General features: G+C 70.3%; 16 protein-coding genes. 6 read left to right on the top strand and 10 right to left on the bottom strand.

Annotated elements, in window-relative coordinates; all coding sequences use genetic code 11:
- Positions 1-60: 60 nt before the first annotated feature.
- The gene (locus WMF20_RS34995) at positions 61-1,026 is read right to left on the bottom strand and encodes a DUF72 domain-containing protein (protein WP_437606151.1); all 966 of its coding nucleotides are present in this window, start codon (positions 1,024-1,026) and stop codon (positions 61-63) included.
- A 525-nt stretch (positions 1,027-1,551) separates the two neighbouring features.
- Between WMF20_RS34995 and WMF20_RS35000 the strand changes: the two genes are divergently transcribed.
- Positions 1,552-1,956, top strand: coding sequence for a hypothetical protein (locus WMF20_RS35000; protein ID WP_437606152.1), 405 nt, complete (start codon positions 1,552-1,554; stop codon positions 1,954-1,956).
- 1,213 nt (positions 1,957-3,169) lie between these two features.
- Here the strand turns inward: WMF20_RS35000 and WMF20_RS35005 are convergent.
- The 3 genes from WMF20_RS35005 to WMF20_RS35015 form a co-directional block, all read right to left on the bottom strand.
- Positions 3,170-3,520: a hypothetical protein gene (locus tag WMF20_RS35005; protein WP_165374351.1), complete on the bottom strand. Its 351-nt coding sequence runs from the start codon at positions 3,518-3,520 to the stop codon at positions 3,170-3,172.
- 8 nt (positions 3,521-3,528) lie between these two features.
- Positions 3,529-3,711 carry a hypothetical protein gene (locus WMF20_RS35010; protein WP_437606153.1) on the bottom strand — a complete coding sequence of 61 codons (183 nt, stop codon included), beginning with the start codon at positions 3,709-3,711 and terminating at the stop codon, positions 3,529-3,531.
- Between the two features lie 108 nt (positions 3,712-3,819).
- Complete coding sequence (locus tag WMF20_RS35015; RefSeq protein ID WP_437606154.1) at positions 3,820-4,209, bottom strand: RNA recognition motif domain-containing protein; 390 nt, start codon at positions 4,207-4,209, stop codon at positions 3,820-3,822.
- 538 nt (positions 4,210-4,747) lie between these two features.
- Here WMF20_RS35015 and WMF20_RS35020 point away from each other — a divergent pair.
- Positions 4,748-5,032, top strand: a complete 285-nt coding sequence (locus WMF20_RS35020; RefSeq protein WP_437606156.1) for a cupin domain-containing protein — start codon at positions 4,748-4,750, stop codon at positions 5,030-5,032.
- On the opposite strand, the gene WMF20_RS35025 is transcribed toward WMF20_RS35020, so the two are convergent.
- Positions 5,014-5,943 carry an undecaprenyl-diphosphate phosphatase gene (locus tag WMF20_RS35025; RefSeq protein ID WP_437606157.1) on the bottom strand — a complete coding sequence of 310 codons (930 nt, stop codon included), beginning with the start codon at positions 5,941-5,943 and terminating at the stop codon, positions 5,014-5,016. The two genes, WMF20_RS35020 and WMF20_RS35025, sit on opposite strands and share 19 nt — an antisense overlap.
- A 212-nt stretch (positions 5,944-6,155) precedes the next feature.
- Here WMF20_RS35025 and WMF20_RS35030 point away from each other — a divergent pair, with 212 nt between their 5' ends.
- Positions 6,156-7,097, top strand: a complete 942-nt coding sequence (locus tag WMF20_RS35030) for an NAD(P)-dependent alcohol dehydrogenase (protein WP_437606158.1) — start codon at positions 6,156-6,158, stop codon at positions 7,095-7,097.
- Between the two features lie 261 nt (positions 7,098-7,358).
- On the opposite strand, the gene WMF20_RS35035 is transcribed toward WMF20_RS35030, so the two are convergent.
- From WMF20_RS35035 to WMF20_RS35045, 3 genes are all read right to left on the bottom strand, one after another.
- Positions 7,359-8,681 carry an esterase/lipase family protein gene (locus tag WMF20_RS35035; RefSeq protein ID WP_437606159.1) on the bottom strand — a complete coding sequence of 441 codons (1,323 nt, stop codon included), beginning with the start codon at positions 8,679-8,681 and terminating at the stop codon, positions 7,359-7,361.
- A gap of 153 nt (positions 8,682-8,834) precedes the next feature.
- The gene (locus WMF20_RS35040) at positions 8,835-9,593 is read right to left on the bottom strand and encodes a ferritin-like domain-containing protein (protein ID WP_437606160.1); all 759 of its coding nucleotides are present in this window, start codon (positions 9,591-9,593) and stop codon (positions 8,835-8,837) included.
- Positions 9,590-10,813, bottom strand: coding sequence for a hypothetical protein (locus WMF20_RS35045; RefSeq protein WP_437606161.1), 1,224 nt, complete (start codon positions 10,811-10,813; stop codon positions 9,590-9,592). Before WMF20_RS35045 ends, WMF20_RS35040 begins: the two co-directional genes overlap by 4 nt.
- A gap of 777 nt (positions 10,814-11,590) precedes the next feature.
- Between WMF20_RS35045 and WMF20_RS35050 the strand changes: the two genes are divergently transcribed.
- Positions 11,591-12,163: a response regulator gene (locus WMF20_RS35050; RefSeq protein ID WP_437606162.1), complete on the top strand. Its 573-nt coding sequence runs from the start codon at positions 11,591-11,593 to the stop codon at positions 12,161-12,163.
- Between the two features lie 124 nt (positions 12,164-12,287).
- Here WMF20_RS35050 and WMF20_RS35055 read toward each other — a convergent pair whose 3' ends face one another.
- Together WMF20_RS35055 and WMF20_RS35060 are read right to left on the bottom strand one after the other, a co-directional pair.
- The gene (locus WMF20_RS35055; protein ID WP_437606163.1) at positions 12,288-12,752 is read right to left on the bottom strand and encodes a VOC family protein; all 465 of its coding nucleotides are present in this window, start codon (positions 12,750-12,752) and stop codon (positions 12,288-12,290) included.
- A 91-nt stretch (positions 12,753-12,843) separates the two neighbouring features.
- Complete coding sequence (locus WMF20_RS35060; RefSeq protein WP_437606164.1) at positions 12,844-13,677, bottom strand: helix-turn-helix domain-containing protein; 834 nt, start codon at positions 13,675-13,677, stop codon at positions 12,844-12,846.
- A gap of 597 nt (positions 13,678-14,274) precedes the next feature.
- On the opposite strand from WMF20_RS35060, the gene WMF20_RS35065 reads away from it, so the two are divergent.
- Together WMF20_RS35065 and WMF20_RS35070 are read left to right on the top strand one after the other, a co-directional pair.
- Complete coding sequence (locus WMF20_RS35065; protein WP_437606165.1) at positions 14,275-15,906, top strand: DUF1592 domain-containing protein; 1,632 nt, start codon at positions 14,275-14,277, stop codon at positions 15,904-15,906.
- A 44-nt stretch (positions 15,907-15,950) separates the two neighbouring features.
- A complete protein-coding gene (locus WMF20_RS35070) occupies positions 15,951-17,333 on the top strand; it encodes a DUF1552 domain-containing protein (RefSeq protein ID WP_437606166.1) in 1,383 nt (460 codons plus the stop codon).
- Positions 17,334-17,374: the final 41 nt, after the last annotated feature.

Raw genomic sequence — 17,374 nt, forward strand, 5'->3', positions numbered from 1 at the left:
CCGGCGCCCGGCGCCGCCGGACGCGGGGGTGTCCGCGGACGCCGCGAGGGCGGCCGGCGCTCAGTGGACGGTCGAGGCTGCCTGTTCCGGGGCCGGCGCGCGATCCAGCGACTCGGCCCTTCGGGCGAGCAGGGCCATGAGCCCCTTGGCCCCGAGCACGGCGTAATCGGACACGCAGTTGTTGAAGATCGCGTGGACCCGCTCCGCCTGCTGGGAGAGCCGCGCGACGGTCTCGGCCCAGGGGTCGAGCTCCGCGGGGTCGTAAACGTACCTGAACTTCTCGTTCACGCTGACCGAGGCGCCCCAGGTCTCCGCGCGGCGGCCGTGAAAGCGCACCACGGCGAGGCGCGGATCGGCGACGAGCGGGGTGGGAGGCATGCTGTTCTCCTTGCCCTGCGGCTCGTCGACGATGACGTAGAAGGCCTCGAGATCCCGCAGGAAGTCCACGACGCGCTCGATGCGGTCGGGCTCGCCCCAGGACGCGTGACGGAGCTCGACGGCGAGCGGGATCCCCTCCATGCGACCGCGGCAGTCCTCGATGACCCTCACGTTGCCGCGCGTCGCCGTGAACCACGGCGGGAACTGGAACAGCACGTACCCGAGCTTGCGCGCTTGCCGCAGCGGCTCGACGGCTTGCCGGAAGCGCTCCCAGAGCACGTCTCTCGTCTCGGCCGGCAGGTCGCCGGGATACAGACGGCGCCTGTCGAGGAGCGCCGGCGGCAGGGCGCGCTGGACGTCCGCGGGGAGGCGGGCGGGCTCCACCGGGTGCTGGGTGAGCGGCGCGAACGCCTTCATGTTGAGCACGAAGTCGGGCGCCGTCCGCTGGACCCACTGCGCCACCATCGCCGTGCGGGGGAGGGCGTAATAGGTCGAGTTGACCTCGACCACGGGGAACTGGGACGCGTAGAACTTGAGCCGTTGCTCCGGGCTCGACGCGCCCTTCGGATAGAATCGCTGGCTCTTCACCAGGGTGGGGTCGGTCCAGCCGGCGGTCCCGGCGAGGACGTTGCCCCAGCGGGCGGGCACAGGCGCGCACCCCGCGAGAGCGCTGGCGCGCGCGAGCCGATCTTCGTGCTGGTGCGGAGTCTCCTCTGAAGGCGACCGCGGCGGGTCGCGCAGGGCTGCTTGGTGCATATCGAGGGCAACGTAAGGCCTTTTCGCGGCGACGGAAGCGCTCTCCAGGAGATTCGGCCAGAGGCGCTCATCGTATCTCCTGGAGATCCGCGCTGCTGTCGAGCACGTGCTGCGCACGTACGCTCATGCCCGCTCGCCGCGTTCGACACATTCCGCTCGACATTGGAATTTTCTCACGCGCTCTGGGGCGCTCCGGGCGTCGCGAGCAGCGGATGTCGATCCGGCGCAGGCGGTCCACCATCACCCCCTCGTCGGGGCCTCCGTCGCTGCTCCTCCGGGCCGCTTCTATCTACGGGCCTCTCCTCCGGGATCAACGAGTTCCTGGAGAGCCCAGATTGTGCATGCGCCGCCCCGCGGCATGCGCTATACTGAATAACGGCAGGGGCTTGGTGCATTCCTGCACGACAGAGGTGGTCGATGTACTCAGCGAACCGTCGCAGGAATATCGAGCGGGAGGAGCGCATGCTGCTCCGCGGGAAGCGGGAGCAGGCAGCTGGCAAGCTCCTTCACAAGGTGCCGGATCTGATGAGCTTGAACCTGGAGATCCGCGAGGCCAGGCCCGATGCGGCCAAGAATGACACGCAGTACATCCGTCGCGTCGTCGTCGAGCACGCGCCGGCGCTGTTCGAGATGCCGTGCTCGTACTCTTCCTGCGACAACGGCGGCTACGACGTGACGCAGGAGGTGCTGAGCGCCCTCGCTTCGCACGCGGCGCGCTTCGAGGGCGAATGCGTGTGTCGGGGGAGCTGTGGCAGCGCGTTCTGCTCCAGGGTCCTCCGGTACGTCGCCACGGCCACGTACCGGGCGACCCCCGAGGCGTAAGGACCGGGAACGGCGGTCCTCGCCTGAGGCCGCCTCGGACGGCGCGAGCGGACCGAGCCTACCAAGGACGTTGGAGCGAGCTCGACCGGACGTCGGGGCCGCGCGCGACGAGCGCGGCTCGACCGCAAGCACAGGAGCGAGCGAAGCAAAGGCCACATCCACGGCGATGGCGGGCGATGAGGTCGATGCACCTCCGATCCAGCTCGCCTGCTGCGCCTCCAGCGCGGACGGCCGAAAGCGTCGTCGACGCAGCGCGGCCCCTGCTGCTGCATGGAGCCTGCATTGGGAACCAGTGTCGAAGGATCCCCGATGGCACACGCATCAGGATCATCGTGGAATAGGACATGTCCCCGTTCAGCACCGAAGTCACCTATTCACAAATTTCCATTTTCAATCGTGCCCACAAGATCCATTCACCGAAACAGTCGTAATCGAACTGGTTCCGGGGGATTACACGGCGCTCTTCGAGCGCGGCCGATGCCGTGATTCAGATGCGCGATCCACTCACGGGGTGCCGGCGGAGTGGGTTCATGCAGATGGAGAGCGACGCGGAGGACAATGGGCTTCATTCACTCGGGGGAATCGAAGCGTCTTGACGGCGACGCCGTCCCCCTCTGACCTCGTCGCCAGACAAATCCCAGCTCACACCGCGCTTGCCTGGCGGTCCCAGCTCGTACGTGACGCCTTCCAGCGCAATTGACGAGAGAGGTCTTCGGAAGCGTCACGAGCGCCACCGGCCTCGGCGCGGCGATCGGTGCGCCGGCGCCGGAGGCCTCGAGGTCTGCCGGACGGGTCGATCACCCGTTCCGGGAGGCCTCCCGGCCTCTCCAGCAGGTCAACGACCTCCGGAAAGAGCCCGATCGGCCTGCGCCAGCACGTCGGCAACCCGTTCCGGGAAGCCCCGGGGCATCTCCGAGCGCGCCGGCGACCCGTCGAGCAATCCCCGGGGTATCTCCCCGCCTCCCGGTGACCCTTCGAGCAAGCCCCGGAGGCGGGTGGCCCACGTCGGTTACCGCCCCGCCTACCGGCCCCGCCCCGACCGGGATGGCCCTGCCCTCCCCGCCCGCGTCAGGCCCGCGCTCCAGCACCTCTCGCGCACATCGAGTACGCCAAGAAATCTCAATACTTTGGCGCCCGTGGCGGTTCGATCCGCTGCGGCGCCGCCTGCGGTAAGTACCGCACCACCCCTTGTCGTGTGCGGGAGATCGCGGCTCTACGGCGTCTCGGGCTCGAGATGCCTGCGCCACTCGTCCCGCGCGCTCGCGTTCGCGGTCCGGGCGGCGAGCTCGCGCTCCACCCCGGTGATGGCGGGCATCTTGCGGCGCAGCAGCTCGCCTGGGAGGGAGCTCTCTACCTGCGTCCGCGCTTCGCGCAGCGTGCCGGGCCATCCGCCGGCGGTGGGGCGGCCCTCGCGATGAAGGTCTTGACGCCACCGCTTGGCCCACGCCTGGCCCACGGCGGTCGCGCTCTGCTCGATGAACCGCTGCCGATCGGTCGGCGGTGCAGCGCTGTCCCGATCGGTCGCCGGCTCGGGCGGAGCGCCCTCGGCGCCCCCGCTCGGCACGGCGCGTTTCACTCCACGACCGGAGGCTGAGGCCCCGGGATGATCCCCGCGATGTCCGGATCCTCTCCCGGTGCGCCGTTGCTGCCGGGGCCCTTTTCCTTGCGGCGCGCGAGGCGGTTCGCGTCTTTCTCGCGCTGCTTCTCTTGCCGTGCGCGTTCCTTTTGCCGCTTCAATGCTCCCTGCTTCTGCATGCGGAACCAGGCCTTTCGGCGCCATCCGGCGCGTTCTTCAGCGCCCTCGGGCGCGCTCTGAAGGCGCAGGCGCGGCGGCGCACGAGCTCCGCCGCGCCGCGCCGTTGATCAGTACCGGTCCCGACCGCCGCCGCGGCCACCGCGGCCGCCACCGCCGCCGCCGTAGCCACCACCGCCGCCGCCGTAGCCACCACCGCCGCCGCCGTAGCCACCGCCACCGCCACCACCGAAGCCGCCGCCGCCGCGCGCCGGGCGCTCCTGCGCCTCGTTGACCTTGAGCGGGCGGCCGTCCAGGAGGGCGCCGTTCAGCTGCGAGATCGCGCTGTTCGCGGCCTGGACAGAGCCCATGGTCACGAACGCGAAGCCGCGCGGCTGCCCGGTCTCACGATCGGTCGGCATCGCGATCTCGCGGACCTCGCCGGCTGCGGCGAACGCGGACTCGAGCGTCTCGCGGGTGGTGCTGAACGAAAGATTTCCTACGTAGAGACGATTTCCCATGTCATCCTGCTTTTACGGCTTTCTGATGCGCCATGAGGCGCTCTCGGCCTGCCATCCGACGAAGCCGTAACGGATCGAACGGAGACGTGCCGCGCGGAACTCCCGCGCGGTCACACGGTGCGTCGTCCAGTCGTCCGAGCGAGCTGCAGTCTCCCTCGCGAGAGGGAAGAGGGAAAGCGTCGTGTCGAGGGCCAGGGACGTTCGTGAGGAGGAGCATCCTAGCCCGACGTGCCCTCGTTCGCAAGCAGGCCGTTCCGTCTTCCGTCGCTCTTCCGTCGCCTCCGCGGTCGAGGCTGTTTCTGCTGCTTTCGAGGAGGTCGCGCGTCCAGCCGCCCCGGCGCGTGGGCCAGGGCGCCGACGAGCTCGCAGGCGCCGTCGCTCCTCCACCAGGGCGCTCCACCAGCAGGGCGCTCCACCAGGCAGGGCGCTCCACCAGGCAGGGCGCTCCACCAGGGCGCTCCACCGCCGTCCGTCCCGACAAAGATCCGACGTCGAAGAAGCGGGCAACATCTCCGGCGCGTCGGGCAAAATAGCGCGCATGAACACGGCGACGCGCGATGAGGTGTTGAAGCGCTGGCGCGCCCGCGGCTTCCACGGCGGGCTCTGGACCGACCCGCCCGGCCGCGTGTGGGAGGACTTCGTTCACGAGGACGACGAGCTCTTGATGGTCCTCGAAGGCGAGCTCGAGCTCACGCTCGCGGGCAGGAAGCTCGTGCCCCGCATCGGCGAGGAGATCGAGATCCCGGCCGGCGTGGTGCACACCGTCCGCAACCGGGGGGCGACGACGGCCCGCTGGCTGTACGCCTACGGGCGGCTCGGGTGATCGCCGGCGCGGGCGAGGGCGCCCGCCGAGGCCGCGACGTCCCCGCGCGGCGCGGGCTCGGCCGCGGCGCCGGCGTCGGCCGGCGCGGCCGTGGCGGGGCGGCTCGCGACCCAGAGCCACAGGACGATGGCGCCGAGCGCGATGCGGTACCAGCCGAACGGCGCGAGGCCGTAGCGCTTGAGGTACCGCAGGAAGACCGCGATCACGAGGAGGGCGACCACGAACGAGACGGCGAGGCCGACGGCGAGCGCGGCGGCGCCGCCGGGCGCGTCGAGGAGGGCGCCGCCGTTCTTGGCGAGGTCGAAGACGGTCGCGGCGCCGAGCGTCGGGATGGCGAGGAGGAACGAGAACTCGGCGGCGGCGGCGGTGCTGAGGCCGGAGAGCTGCCCTCCGACGATGGTGGTCATCGAGCGCGACGCGCCGGGCCAGAGCGAGAAGCACTGGGCGACGCCGATCGCGAGCGCGCGCTGCAGCGTCACGTCCTCGACCCGGGGCGCGCCCTGGTCCGGCCGGCGCCGGCGGGCGGACTCGACGCCGATCATCAGGAAGCCGCCGGCGATGAGCGCGACCGCGACGGGCCCGGGGCCGAAGAGGTACGCCTTGATGGCCTTGTGGAAGAGCAGGCCGACGAGGGCGGCCGGGAAGAAGGCGAACGCGAGGGCGAGCGCGAGGCGGAGGCTGTCCGGATCGCGGCGGAAGATGCCGCGCACGGTGACGGCGAGCCGCTCGCGGAAGTAGACGACGACGGCGAGCACCGCGCCGAGCTGGATCACGATGTCGAGCGTCTTCGCCGCCTCGCTCTCGTGGCCGAGCCACGCGCCGAGCAGGATGAGATGACCGGTGGACGAGACGGGGAGGAACTCGGTCAGGCCCTCGAGGACCCCGAGCAGGACGGCATCGAACCAGAACATTGCGCGGAGTCTAGCCGCACGCGGGCCGCGGGTGGGGAGCGAGAGAGCGCGCGGGCTCGGACCGCGCGGCGGGACGGCGGCGCCGCGAGGGCGGCGCGGTGGCAGGCGCCGGGGCCGGCGCGACGGCGGCGCCCGGGCTTGACACGCGCAGCCGCATCGTGCGCCGTGTACTCGCAAAGACCGCGGTGGGCCGGAGAAGCAGAGGAGCGACGATGAAGGCATTCTACATCACGGGAATTGGCGGCCCCGAGGTCATGACCTACGGTGATCTCCCGGAGCCGAAGCCCGGCAGGGGCGACGTGCTGGTGGACGTCAAGGCATCCTCCATCAACCCGGTGGACTGGAAGCTCAGGAGCGGGATGATGCGATTCCTCACCGGCCGAGGCCTGCCGAAGCCGCTCGGCGCGGACTTCTCGGGCGTCGTGCGGACGACAGGGCCCGGCGCCAGCGGCTTTGCCCCCGGCGACAGGGTGTTTGGCGTCGTGCTCACCATGCTCGGCAAGCCGGGCGCGCACGCGGAGCGCGTCGTCGCGCGGGCCAAGGACACGCACAAGCTGCCCGATGGCTGGACGTTCGAGCAAGGCGCCGCGCTCCCCGTCGCCGCCCTGACGGCGCTCGCCGGCCTGCGCAAGTGCGGCGATCTCGCCGGCAAGACGGTGCTCGTGAACGGCGCCACCGGCGGCGTCGGGCACCTCGCCTTGCAGATCGCGAAGGCCAAGGGCGCGAGGGTGATCGCCGTCTGCAGCGCCAGGAATGCCGCTCTGGCGCAGTCGCTGGGCGCCGACGAGGTGCTCGACTACGGCAAGGTGGACGTCACGGCGCCCGGCCGGACCTGGGATGTCTTCTTCGACGCCTTCGGCCAGGTCGGCTTCTCCAGGGCGGCGCCGGCGCTCGCTGCGAACGGCGTCTATGCCACCACGCTGCCCGGCCCGGACGCGATGCTCCGGTCCGCGCTCGGCGGGATCTTCGGGGGCAAGCAGGTCGTCCTCGCCAACATGCGCGACAAGCGCGAGGATTACGCCGAGCTGGAGCGGCTGATCCAGGGCGGGGTCAAGGTCGTGGTGGAGACGTTTCCGCTGGAGCGCGCCGCGGAGGCGTTCGCGGAGTGCGAGGGCGGGAAGGTGCGGGGCAAGGTGGTGCTCACGGTGCCTTGACGGGGTGACGTCGCCACGCAGCGGGTCGAGATCCGCCCGCCGCTGCCCGCGTGCACCTGCTCGTCACGACGCAGCACACCGGCTTGTCGCCCCTATTTCACGTGCCCCGCTGGCGGCGAAGATCGTGCGCTCCCGGCGACGCGCGTTGCGCGCGTTGCGCGCGGTTCCGACGTGTGCCTCCGCGGTGGCGGCTCTCGTCGAGGCGTAGGCGTTGCTTTGCGCTCTCGTGCAGGACGACGGGGCGTCATGGAGGCCGAGCGCTCAGCCCTCCGCCGGCGGCGGGGCGCTCGGCGCGGCCGGCCGCGCGCGGTCCGCGCGGTCCGCCGGAGACGCGCTCGAGCGCGCGGCGCCCGCCGTCATCGCAGGGAGGAGCTCGTCGGCGATGGCCGCGTACAGCTCGAAGAACTGCTCGTCCCGGAACCGCGAGCCGCTGCGGAAGAGACCCCGCTTGAACCGCGACCAGCGGACCTCCTGCCCCGGGAGCGCGGCGCGCAGCTCCCAGCGGTCGTAGTGCCCGATGACGTCGGCGTGATCGGCGACCACGATCGCCGCGAGCTCCTCCGGCGACCCCGGATCCACGAGCTGATGGGCGGTGTTGACGACACCATCGTTGCTCGACGGGGAGATGGGCCCAGCGGGGCTGTCCGGGAACTTGATGACGCGGCACGGCCGCGGCGGCCCCCCCTGCGCGTGCAGCCGCAGCTCGTCCTCGAGGCGCCCGATGGCCTCGGCCGCGATCCGGCTCGGCGCGCCGGACGCCGTGTTCGCGGCCCGCTTGTGGAGGTCGACGAAGAAAGGATCGGAGTCGTCGCTCGCGTTCGCCACGGTCACGAAGCTCCGCAGGCGGGCCGGATGCCGCGGCCCGGCGCTTTTGTCCCTGTCCCGCACCTCGGCCATGCTCTCCGGCGTGAGGGCGTCGATGAGCTTCCGGTTGTTGCCCACGTCGAGGAAGAACCCCCACAGCTCCGTCACCGTCGCGAAGGTGAGATCGAACGCCGAGAGCGCCGATTCGACCACCGTCAGGCGAAGCAGGTTGAAGAGCGGCGGAATGGCCGTCACCGACCCCGGCTGGACGCCGGAGCCGACCAGCCGCGCCAGATCGGAGTGGGCGAGGTACGTCCCCCAGTGCGGCGCGCACAGGGAGACGACCGACCGGATCCTCGGACGCCACCCGCTCACCGGATCGAGGTCCTCCTCGTCCCAGCGGTCCTTGCCCTGAGGCCGGGCGCTGGTGAGCAGCTGGGCGTGCACGCCGCCGGTGCTGTGGCCGACCAGGTGGAGATTGGCGCTCGGGAACTGCTGGACGACCTTTTTGAGAAAGACGATCAGCGAAGCCTGGCACTCGGCGAGGGACGCCGTGGGCCGCGACGTGACAGGGATCACCGGGACGAGGCCGGGGCGGCCGAGCTTCACCTCGAGCGCGCCGCGCAGCGCGCCGCAGACGCGGTCGGCGAAGTAGAAGAAGCCGCCGAAGTGGTCGAAGCCGAGGAATCCGGGGACGAGGACCACGACGTCCCTCACCTCGGGAGCCACCTTGGGCTCCTCGTGTCGACCGCCGAGCTGCAAACGAAGCTGTTCGAGCATGAAGGGCACCCCCGGAGCGGCGTCGCGCGCGGCCCGATCGCGGGCCGGCGTGGGCCATCCTAGCGGATCGGACGCGCCCTGGTCGAGCCGGTGCGTCGCTCGCAGGGCCGCCGCGCGCGGGCCTTCGTCAGGCGTCTGCCCTCGCGGCGCGGCTCAGCTCGCCGTCCTGCCGCTCAGCGCGTTGTCCCCCTGGGCCCGGGCGAGCACCGACGCCTTGACCCAGGAGCGCACCATCGTGAGGTGCCGCGCCTCGGCGGCGCGCGCCGCCTGGAACCGCGACAGGACCTCCTGGTCGCTCAGGCCCTGGCACATGTCGATGAGCACGTCCCACGCGTCGTTGTCCGTGAGCTCGGCGATCAACATCGCCTCCAGCGCGTCGGCCAGGTTGGTCCTCGGATCCGTGACGACCTTGATGAGGCCGCACGAGGCGACCCCGAGGATGTCGGCCAGCGGCGTCTCGGCCGTGGGATCGGCGCCCAGCATCCGGATCACGGAGGCGACCAGGAGGAAGTGCTCGGCCTCGTCCCTGTAGATCTGCTCGATCTCCGCGCGCGTCGGCCCGCCCTCGAACGACCCGAGCGCGTCGAACTTCGCGAGCACCCCCTTCCATAGCCGGCTCCCCGCCCGCTCGAAGGCGAGGCGCTCGCCCAGCTTGTCGAGCAGGACGAGCGGCGCCTCGCCCTTCAGCGCCTGGAGGGCCGACTTCACGGCGCCCTTGAGCGTGCCGGGAGGAGGCATGGTGCCGACCCGCTCCTCCCGCCGCGCGTAGTGCGCGACGACGTTGGCGATGGCCGAGTCGTCGCCAACGCTGCTCGGCGGCATGATCCTCGCCCCGACGACGACCTCCTTCGAGTCCATCGGAGACATGTCCATCCCGGTGCGGTTCATCCCCGCGGTCGTCTCGGTCTTCATGCTGACCTCACTCGGTACACCCTGGCCCCGTTGCCGTTCGCTTCCTTGCCGTGGACCGCCTGCACGGCGAGCTCCGTCCCGGGGACCCACACGTACCCCGCGGCCACCGCCTCGGACGGCGATCCGCTCATGTTGATCCGCTCGCGGTAGGCGAGCGTCTGCGGGGACTCCGGGATCTGCATGGGATCCACGATGTTCTTGCCGACGGCGCGCAGGTGCACCTCGCCCTGGAGGACGCGGCGCACGAACTCGCGGTGGCTCCGGAACTCGATGGGATCGGGCAGCTTGGCCGGCAGGAGCTCCGCCGAGTCCCTGCCCTCGATCTGCTCGAAGAGGCGGCGCACGTGGTGCAGCTGCCCGAGCTCGTAGTCGACGAACCGCTCCCAGACGGCCTTGATCCGGGGGTTCGACTCGGACTTCGCACAGCTGTAGTAGTTGTAGACCTCGGTCGCCTCGTGCAGCAGCCACTTCTCGAGCCAGCTCTCGCTGGGATCGATGATCGACTCGTACTGCGTGACGTGCTGCTCCTCGATGGAGGCGATCTCCGCGTAGAGCTGCCGGGCCATGGGGTCGGCGAACGTCGGGCCGACGTTCATGTAGTAGTCGTGCGTCTGGTGCTCGGACGCCATGATCGTGAGCGCGTGCAGCTTGGAGAGCGGCGCCGCGGTCCTCCGATCGTAGGGGGCCCGCAGGTCGTCGTCGGGGTGACGGTGCTCGACGCTCGTGGGCCTGCCGGGGCAGATGTCCGTGTAGCACTGCAGGATGTTGTTCGCGTCCTTGCCGTGCACCCGGTCCATCAGCGCCGCGTAGCGGTACAGGTGGTCGAAGTCCTCGAGCATCCCGAACCGATAGACCTGGGCCAGGTACTCGTCGGGCTCGTTCATCGCCACCGACGCGGTGACCTCGATGGCCACCTGCTCGAACCCGATGGTGGTCTCGAGCACCGACAGGTCCCCCGGGAGGAGCCAGTTCACCATCGTCTGCTGGTGATGCTCGACCCGGCGGATGCGGGCGAGCTCCTGCTGGAGCGCGCCGTTCATGCGAGCGCAGGCGTGCGAGAAGCGCACGGCCTCCGACTCGATGCCGTTCATCAAGATGATCCGGACGCGGGTGAACGCGTCATCGTTCAGCTTGCTGGACGGGATGCTGACCAGCTCCCGCCAATCGAACTGCTGTTTGTCGAGCGGTGTTCCCGGCTCGTTCAACAAATCAAGTGCCACCTTGACCTCCAGTGCCCGGGCTGTGTGCAAGAGGCGCTCCACGCGGGTGCCTGCCCTGTCCACGACAGCCGGGGGCCGCGATGGGGCACTTGGTCACAGCTGTCGCAAAATCGCCCGCGCGATCTGCCTCCGGCGCTCGCGACGCGCGCATGGCGGATATTGATGAGGTCGGAGATCGCCGCGGCGCCGAGCAGGAACGAGGCCGCCCGCGCGACGCGCGGAGACAGCGCGACTGGCAGGCTCGGCGGGGCCTCCCGCAGCGCGCGACTGGCAGGCTCGGCGGGGGCCCCGGCGCGCGCCAGTGTGAAGATTCGAACATCACACCCATGTTAACCATCATGCGCCAATGTGAAGCTTCGAACATCGCACATTTGTTAATTATCATGCATCGCGCCCGCAGCAGCGATGTTCCGGTTCGTTCACGTCACACCCTCGACGTCCGGGCTACCTGAAAAGATGCCAATTTACGCAGGTCGAACGGATCTCGAGATCTGCTTTTGACCCGTCGAGAGGTCGTGTTGCGGTGTTGACTCCGACAAACGTGGTCGTGTAGCTTCCAAGGAAGAGGCCGTCGGCGCGGGGGGCGCCGGGCAGGCCGCTCGAACACACGCAAGCGCGCTCGCGCACCTCCGCGGCAACGCGGCACGGGGCGCGGACCCGCGATCGTCGCAGGAGGCAGCCACCGTGTCATCGACCGTAAGAGCCCATCGCACCTCTTCGCAGGGTCAACACAGAGGCGCCGTCAGCTCATCGTGCCGGCGAAGGTACTGCGTCCTCGTGGTCGAGGACGACGAGCAGATGCTGAGCACCATCTCAGCGGTCCTGTCCACGGAGGTCGACGTCGTGGAGTGTACGTCGGCGGAGCACGCGCTCGCACTGCTCGAAACGAGGGAGTTTCACCTGGTCTGTTCGGATCTGCTCATGCCCGGGATGAGGGGTGACGAGCTCCTCCGGAAGGTCTCGATGATGCCCGTGTACACGAGCTGTCTCTTGATCACCGGGGCCGAGGAGTACGCGCGCTCGAAGGAGGCGGCTTATCACCACGTCCTGCTCAAGCCGTTCCATCCGGATCGGCTGGTGGCGATCGTCCTCCAGCTGGCGCGACTCACCGAGATGAAGCGCTCGGTCCACTCGATGGCGGACTCGCTCACGCCCGCGGACCCGGGGGGCGAGCTCGTGTCCTGCGACTGGTCCGAGCCTTCAGCGCTGCCGGAGTCGTCGCGGGCGCCGAGATCCACGAGGTTCGTGGGCCGCATGACGTGCGGCCCCGCGGCGCTCGAGCTGCAGGAGCTGCAGCCGGCGAGCGCCGTCGCGCCCTCGCCCCGCGCCCGCAGGCCGCGGGCCCGGTGAGCCTCGGGGCCGCGGTGCGCGCCGCGGCCCGCGCGGACGCGGGCGGCGCCCCGGCGCGACGGCGGCGGAGCGACGCGGGCGGGCGGCGCGCGGCTCAGGCGCCGCTCGGGCCCTTCCCTTCCCATCATCTCGCCATGCGCACCTGCATCTCCTCGACGGAGACGTCCTCGATGACGGCCGACAGCTTCCACTGATACCCGAACGGGTCCTCGATCCTGCCCTCGCGCCGGCCGTAGAACTGGTCGTCGATGGGATAGATGATCTTGGCCCCTGCCGCGACGGCGCGCGCGGCGACGGCGTCGGGGTCCTCGACGTTCAGCGTGATGACGATGGGCGAGCCGCCGAGCGCCTTCGGGCCGCGGGCGTTCCACTGGGGGGCTTCATCCGCGACGGTGATCACGGAGTCGCCGATGACGAGCTCGGCGCAGACGATGGCGCCGCCCAGCTTCGGTTCGGCGAGGCGCAGCTTCTCGGTCGCGCCGAACGCCTTCTTGTAGAACGCGATGGCGTCCGAGGCGCCGGCCACGACGAGGTGCGGCACGACGGTGTGGTACGGGGGCGGGGCGATGGGGTGAGGTCGCGTGGTCATGGGCGGAGGATGTCCGCGCGGCCGGACCGGGTATTGTAAAAACGTGCCGGCGGGGTCGGCCGGCGACGCCGGCCGAGCCGCGGGCGATCGCTCAGCCGTCGAGCGGGACGTGGTTCCGCTCGCGCCGCCGCGCGACGTACTCGGTCGGGGTGAGGCCGGCGAACGCGCGGAAGTCGTGGATGAAGTGCGCCTGGTCGTAGTAGCCGCACGCGGCGGCGACGCCCGCCCACGAGACGCGCTCGCCGCGCTCGATCGCCGAGATCGCCTGCTGGAAGCGCTGCACGCGGCAGTAGCGCTTGGGGGTGAGGCCGACCTGCTCGGTGAAGGTGCGGATGAAGCGCTTCGAGGTCATCCCGAGCTGCCCGGTGACGTCGGCCACGGTGTACGCGCGGGAGGGGTCGGCGAACGCGGCGAGCGCGAAGTCGACCGCGGGGTCGCCCGCGCGGTCGGACGAGCCGCGCGGTCGGACGAGCCGCGCGGCGAGCGCGGCCTCGAGCGCGCGGAGCTTGTCGTCGGGGGTCCTCGCCTCGAGGACGCGCTCGCGGACGAGGGCGGCCTCGCGGCCCCAGAGCGCGTCGAGCGAGACGTGGGTGCCGCTGAGCTCCTCCGTGGCCGGACCGAAGAACGGGAGGGCGCCGCCCGGGGTGAGCTCGGCGCCCACGATCGCGCGCTGCTCGGCCGTGTCGATCGCGAAGTGCTCGGCGTGGGCGCCGCAGACGGCGATGCCGGAGAGGCGGTGGCAGCGGGCGGGGGCGGCGGCGTCGTACCAGCGCAGCTCGTCCTCGGCGAGGTTGATGAGGAGGCTCATCGCGCCGCTGGGGAGCACGCGCTCGAGCAGGTCGGGGAGCTCGGGGGCGGCGTAGTACCAGAGCCGGCCGACGAAGCGGCCGAGGGGCGGAGGCGGAGCGTACGTGACGAAGCGCATGGGGCGGCCCGTGGGAGACAGCATGCCACGGGACGGGCGGCGAACGGGCGGCGACGACGGCGCTCCGGGCGGATTCCCCCGGAGCGCGCCGCCGGCCGCTGGCCCCGCCCGCCTGGAGTCCGAGGGATCCGGAGAGAGCGCTCGGCGCAAAGGCGCAAAGGTGCGAGAAGAACAAAGTTCTATGTATTTACCCCTGCGTTTTTGCGCCCTTCAAAGGCGCAAAGGCGCGAGGAGAGCAAAGTTTCATGTATTTACTTTTGAGCTTCTGCGCTCTTGAACCGGGTTTTACGTGGACTCGCTTCCGGAGCCATGCCGCTCGCCAGCGCTCGCGGGCTCTTCAATCGCCAGGCGCGCAAATGTATTTGATCATGTTAACCGGTTCATCTAAACTTCCTTTTCGCAACGACCGCGCGGCGAGCCGCGGTCACCCGACGTCGCCTCCGACCACACGTCGTGATGGCCAGCGCGGGCTTGCGCTTCGCATCAATGTCTTACGCCGCACGAGGAGTCGATATGAACTTAGGGGTAAGCCGACCGAGGCAGACACCATGGGCCGGGATCGCGAGCCTATGCGGTGCAATGTTGCTTCCTGGGTGTATGGGACGGATTGGTGGCGAGGACGGCGTCCAGGAGTCCGAGCTCCCGACGCTCCCGAACGACCCCTCCGCGATCGACGCCGCCTGCGAGGCGAACAACGGTGTTCTTCACGTGGGGTTGACCAGGCTCCGCCGACTCACGCGGGAACAGCTGAACAACGCCATTCGCGATCTGCTCGGCGTCGAGGGGCGCCCCGCCGACGCGCTGGCGCCGGACGAGCGCATGGGGCCGTTTCACAGCAACGCCATCGCTCCGATCACGGATCTCCTCGTCCAGCAGGCGGCGGAGCTCGCGGCGCGGGTGGCGTCGGAGGCCGAGGGGCGCATGGACCTGATCGCGCCGTGCAGCCTTGCGGACGACGACGGGACCTCGTGCGCGACCGAGCTCGTCGAGCGGCTCGGGCAGCGCGCGTACCGCCGCCCGCTCGAAGCGGACGAGATCCAGGGGCTCGTTTCGCTGTACGCGCTGGGCCGGCGATCGGGCGGGGAGTCGCGCGGCTTTCGCCTGGTGATCGAGGGACTGCTGCAGTCGCCGTCGTTCCTGTACCACGCCGATGTCGGCGAGTCCGGCGTCCCCTCCGCGACCCCAGAGCCGATGGATGGCTACGGCCTCGCCTCGCGGCTCTCGTTCTTCTTGTGGAACTCGATCCCCGACGCCGAGCTTGTCGATCTCGCCGCCGACGGCCGCCTGCTCGCGCGCGACGTGCTCGAAAGACAGGTCGACCGCATGCTGCAGGACCCGAGGGCAGGCGCCACGATCGCGCTGTTCCACCAGCAGTGGCTCGGGCTCTCGGAGCTGCCCAAGGCGCAGAAGGCCCCCGAGCTGTTCCCGGCGTACAGCGAGGAGATGGCGAACGCCATGCTGAACGAGAGCGCCCGCTTCACGGACCACGTCGTGCGGCAGGGCGACGGCCTGCTCCGCACGCTGCTCAGCGCGGACTACACGTTCCCGGAGGGCCCCCTGTTCGACCTGTACGAGATCGAGCCGCCGGACGGGTTCACGCCGGGAGACCAGGTGTCGCTCGATCCGAGCCGCCGCGCCGGGATCCTGACGCAGGCGGCGTTCCTCGCGCGCTGGTCTCACCACAACCAGACCTCCCCCATCCACCGCGGGATCGTCGTCCGTGAGAACCTCATGTGCCAGCCGCTCAGCCCACCGCCGGCGAACGTCAACAACGTCCCCCCGCCGGTGGACGACGTGACCTCCACGCGCGAGCGCTTCGCCCAGCACGTGGCGGACCCGGGCTGCGCGGGCTGCCATCAGTTCATCGATCCGATCGGCCTCGGCTTCGAGCATTACGACGCCATCGGCAAGTACCGCGCGACGGACGGCCTCGGCGAGGTGAACGCGGCTGGCGAGATCACGAGCGCACGCGAGGACCTCGCGGGTCCGTACTACGGCGGCGTGGAGCTCGCGAAGAAGCTCGCGGGGAGCTCGGAGGTCGCCGACTGCGTCGCGAACCAGTGGTTTCGCTTCGCCCTGGGCCGGATCGAGAGCACGGATGACGCTTGCTCGATCCAGCGCATCCACGAGGAGTTCAAGGCGTCGGGCGCGAACATTCGGACCCTGTTGTCTCAGGTGGCGCTGAGCGACGCCTTCCGCCACGTGCGGCTCACCGCCAGCGAGGAGTGACCGTCATGAACCGTCGAACGCAAATCGGAGCTTCACGCCGCCGCATGCTTCAGGCCCTCGGCCTCGGCGCCGGGGCGGCGGCGATGGGATCGCTGCTTCCGCTGATGAACGCCTCCGGGCAGGAGAAGGGGCGTCCCAAGCGTCTCCTGCTCATCTTCCAGCCCGACGGCGCGCCGGCGCGGGACTGGAACAACGTGGTCGACTGGAGGCCGCAGGGCTCGGAGCGCAGCTTCTCGCTCCACGCCATTCACGCGCCGCTCGATCCCTGGAAGTCGAAGCTGGTGATCCCGTGGGGGCTCAAGATGACGGCCGGCGGGGCCGGCGAGGCCCACGCCTTCGGCATGGCGGGGCTCTGGACGGCATCGACGCTGAACGGTCCGTCCTCCGGAGCGAACTTCGACGGCGGCAACGGAAACCGCACGGGCTGGGGGAGCGGCGCGTCGATCGACCAGATCATCGCCCGCGCCCACGGCAGCGGCATGCCGTACGAGCGCGCTCCGGACGACCCCGTGCAGGAGACGCCGTACCGCACCGTCGAGCTCGGGGTCCAGTGCTTGAATCCAAACAGCCTGAACCGGATGATCTACGCCGGCGAGAACTCTCCGATTCACCCCGAGACGAGCCCCAGGGCCGCGTTCCAGCGGCTGTTCGCCGGGGTGACGTCGACCGGCGGGGCGCCCACGAGCGATCAGGGGGCGGAGCAGGAGCGGACCGAGCGCAAGGCGATCGTCGACCTGCTCAAGGACGATCTCACAAGGATCCGCAGGCGGGTGGGCAAGGAGGACTACCACAAGCTCGACGCGCACCTCGAGGGGCTGCTGGCCATGGAGCGCAGGCTGAACCAGACGGCGGAGCCTGCCGATCCGGCGCTGAGCTGCACGGTCCCGGAGGCGCCGGAGCAGACCAGCGGCCGCGGCTCGGAGTATCCGGCGGAGATCAGGAACATGATGGACATCGCGGTGGCCGCGTTCTCCTGCGACATCACGCGCGTCATGAGCCTGCAGCTCAGCTACGCCTTCAGCCATATCCTGCACTCGTGGCTCGGACACACAAGCGATCACCACACGATGTCCCACGACGGGCAGGATCGACGCCGGGAGCTCCAGGAGATCGACGCCTGGTACTCGGAGCAGATCGCGTACCTGCTCGGGAGGCTCGACGCCGTGCGCGAGGGCGACGGCACGCTGCTCGACAACACGCTCGTCGTGGTGGGTCGGGAGCTCGGCAGCACGGCCCACCGCATGGAGCGTGTTCCTTTCGTGATGGCGGGAGGGGCGGGCGGGGCGCTGAAGACCGGGCGTTACCTCGACTACGACGGGGAGGACCACGCCAAGCTCCTGGTCTCGATCGCCCAGCTCATGGGCCTGGAGACGAGCAGCATCGGGAACCGAAAGCGCGATTCCGGCCCGCTCTCCGGCCTCGTGTGATCCGCCGGACGCGGAGGCCTGCCGAGCACCGCTACTCGCTT

Source organism: Sorangium sp. So ce834 (assembly GCF_051521425.1).
GTDB lineage: Bacteria > Myxococcota_A > Polyangia > Polyangiales > Polyangiaceae > Sorangium > Sorangium cellulosum_D.

Excerpts from the sequence above, each read along its gene's own strand:
- WMF20_RS35000 (WP_437606152.1), top strand. The coding sequence starts at position 1,552 with ATGTACTCAGCGAACCGTCGCAGGAATATCGAGCGGGAGGAGCGCATG.
- WMF20_RS35010 (WP_437606153.1), bottom strand. The coding sequence starts at position 3,711 with ATGCAGAAGCAGGGAGCATTGAAGCGGCAAAAGGAACGCGCACGGCAA.
- WMF20_RS35015 (WP_437606154.1), bottom strand. The coding sequence starts at position 4,209 with ATGGGAAATCGTCTCTACGTAGGAAATCTTTCGTTCAGCACCACCCGC.
- WMF20_RS35020 (WP_437606156.1), top strand. The coding sequence starts at position 4,748 with ATGAACACGGCGACGCGCGATGAGGTGTTGAAGCGCTGGCGCGCCCGC.
- WMF20_RS35025 (WP_437606157.1), bottom strand. The coding sequence starts at position 5,943 with ATGTTCTGGTTCGATGCCGTCCTGCTCGGGGTCCTCGAGGGCCTGACC.
- WMF20_RS35030 (WP_437606158.1), top strand. The coding sequence starts at position 6,156 with ATGAAGGCATTCTACATCACGGGAATTGGCGGCCCCGAGGTCATGACC.
- WMF20_RS35035 (WP_437606159.1), bottom strand. The coding sequence starts at position 8,681 with ATGCTCGAACAGCTTCGTTTGCAGCTCGGCGGTCGACACGAGGAGCCC.
- WMF20_RS35040 (WP_437606160.1), bottom strand. The coding sequence starts at position 9,593 with ATGAAGACCGAGACGACCGCGGGGATGAACCGCACCGGGATGGACATG.
- WMF20_RS35055 (WP_437606163.1), bottom strand. The coding sequence starts at position 12,752 with ATGACCACGCGACCTCACCCCATCGCCCCGCCCCCGTACCACACCGTC.
- WMF20_RS35060 (WP_437606164.1), bottom strand. The coding sequence starts at position 13,677 with ATGCGCTTCGTCACGTACGCTCCGCCTCCGCCCCTCGGCCGCTTCGTC.
- WMF20_RS35065 (WP_437606165.1), top strand. The coding sequence starts at position 14,275 with ATGGGACGGATTGGTGGCGAGGACGGCGTCCAGGAGTCCGAGCTCCCG.
- WMF20_RS35070 (WP_437606166.1), top strand. The coding sequence starts at position 15,951 with ATGCTTCAGGCCCTCGGCCTCGGCGCCGGGGCGGCGGCGATGGGATCG.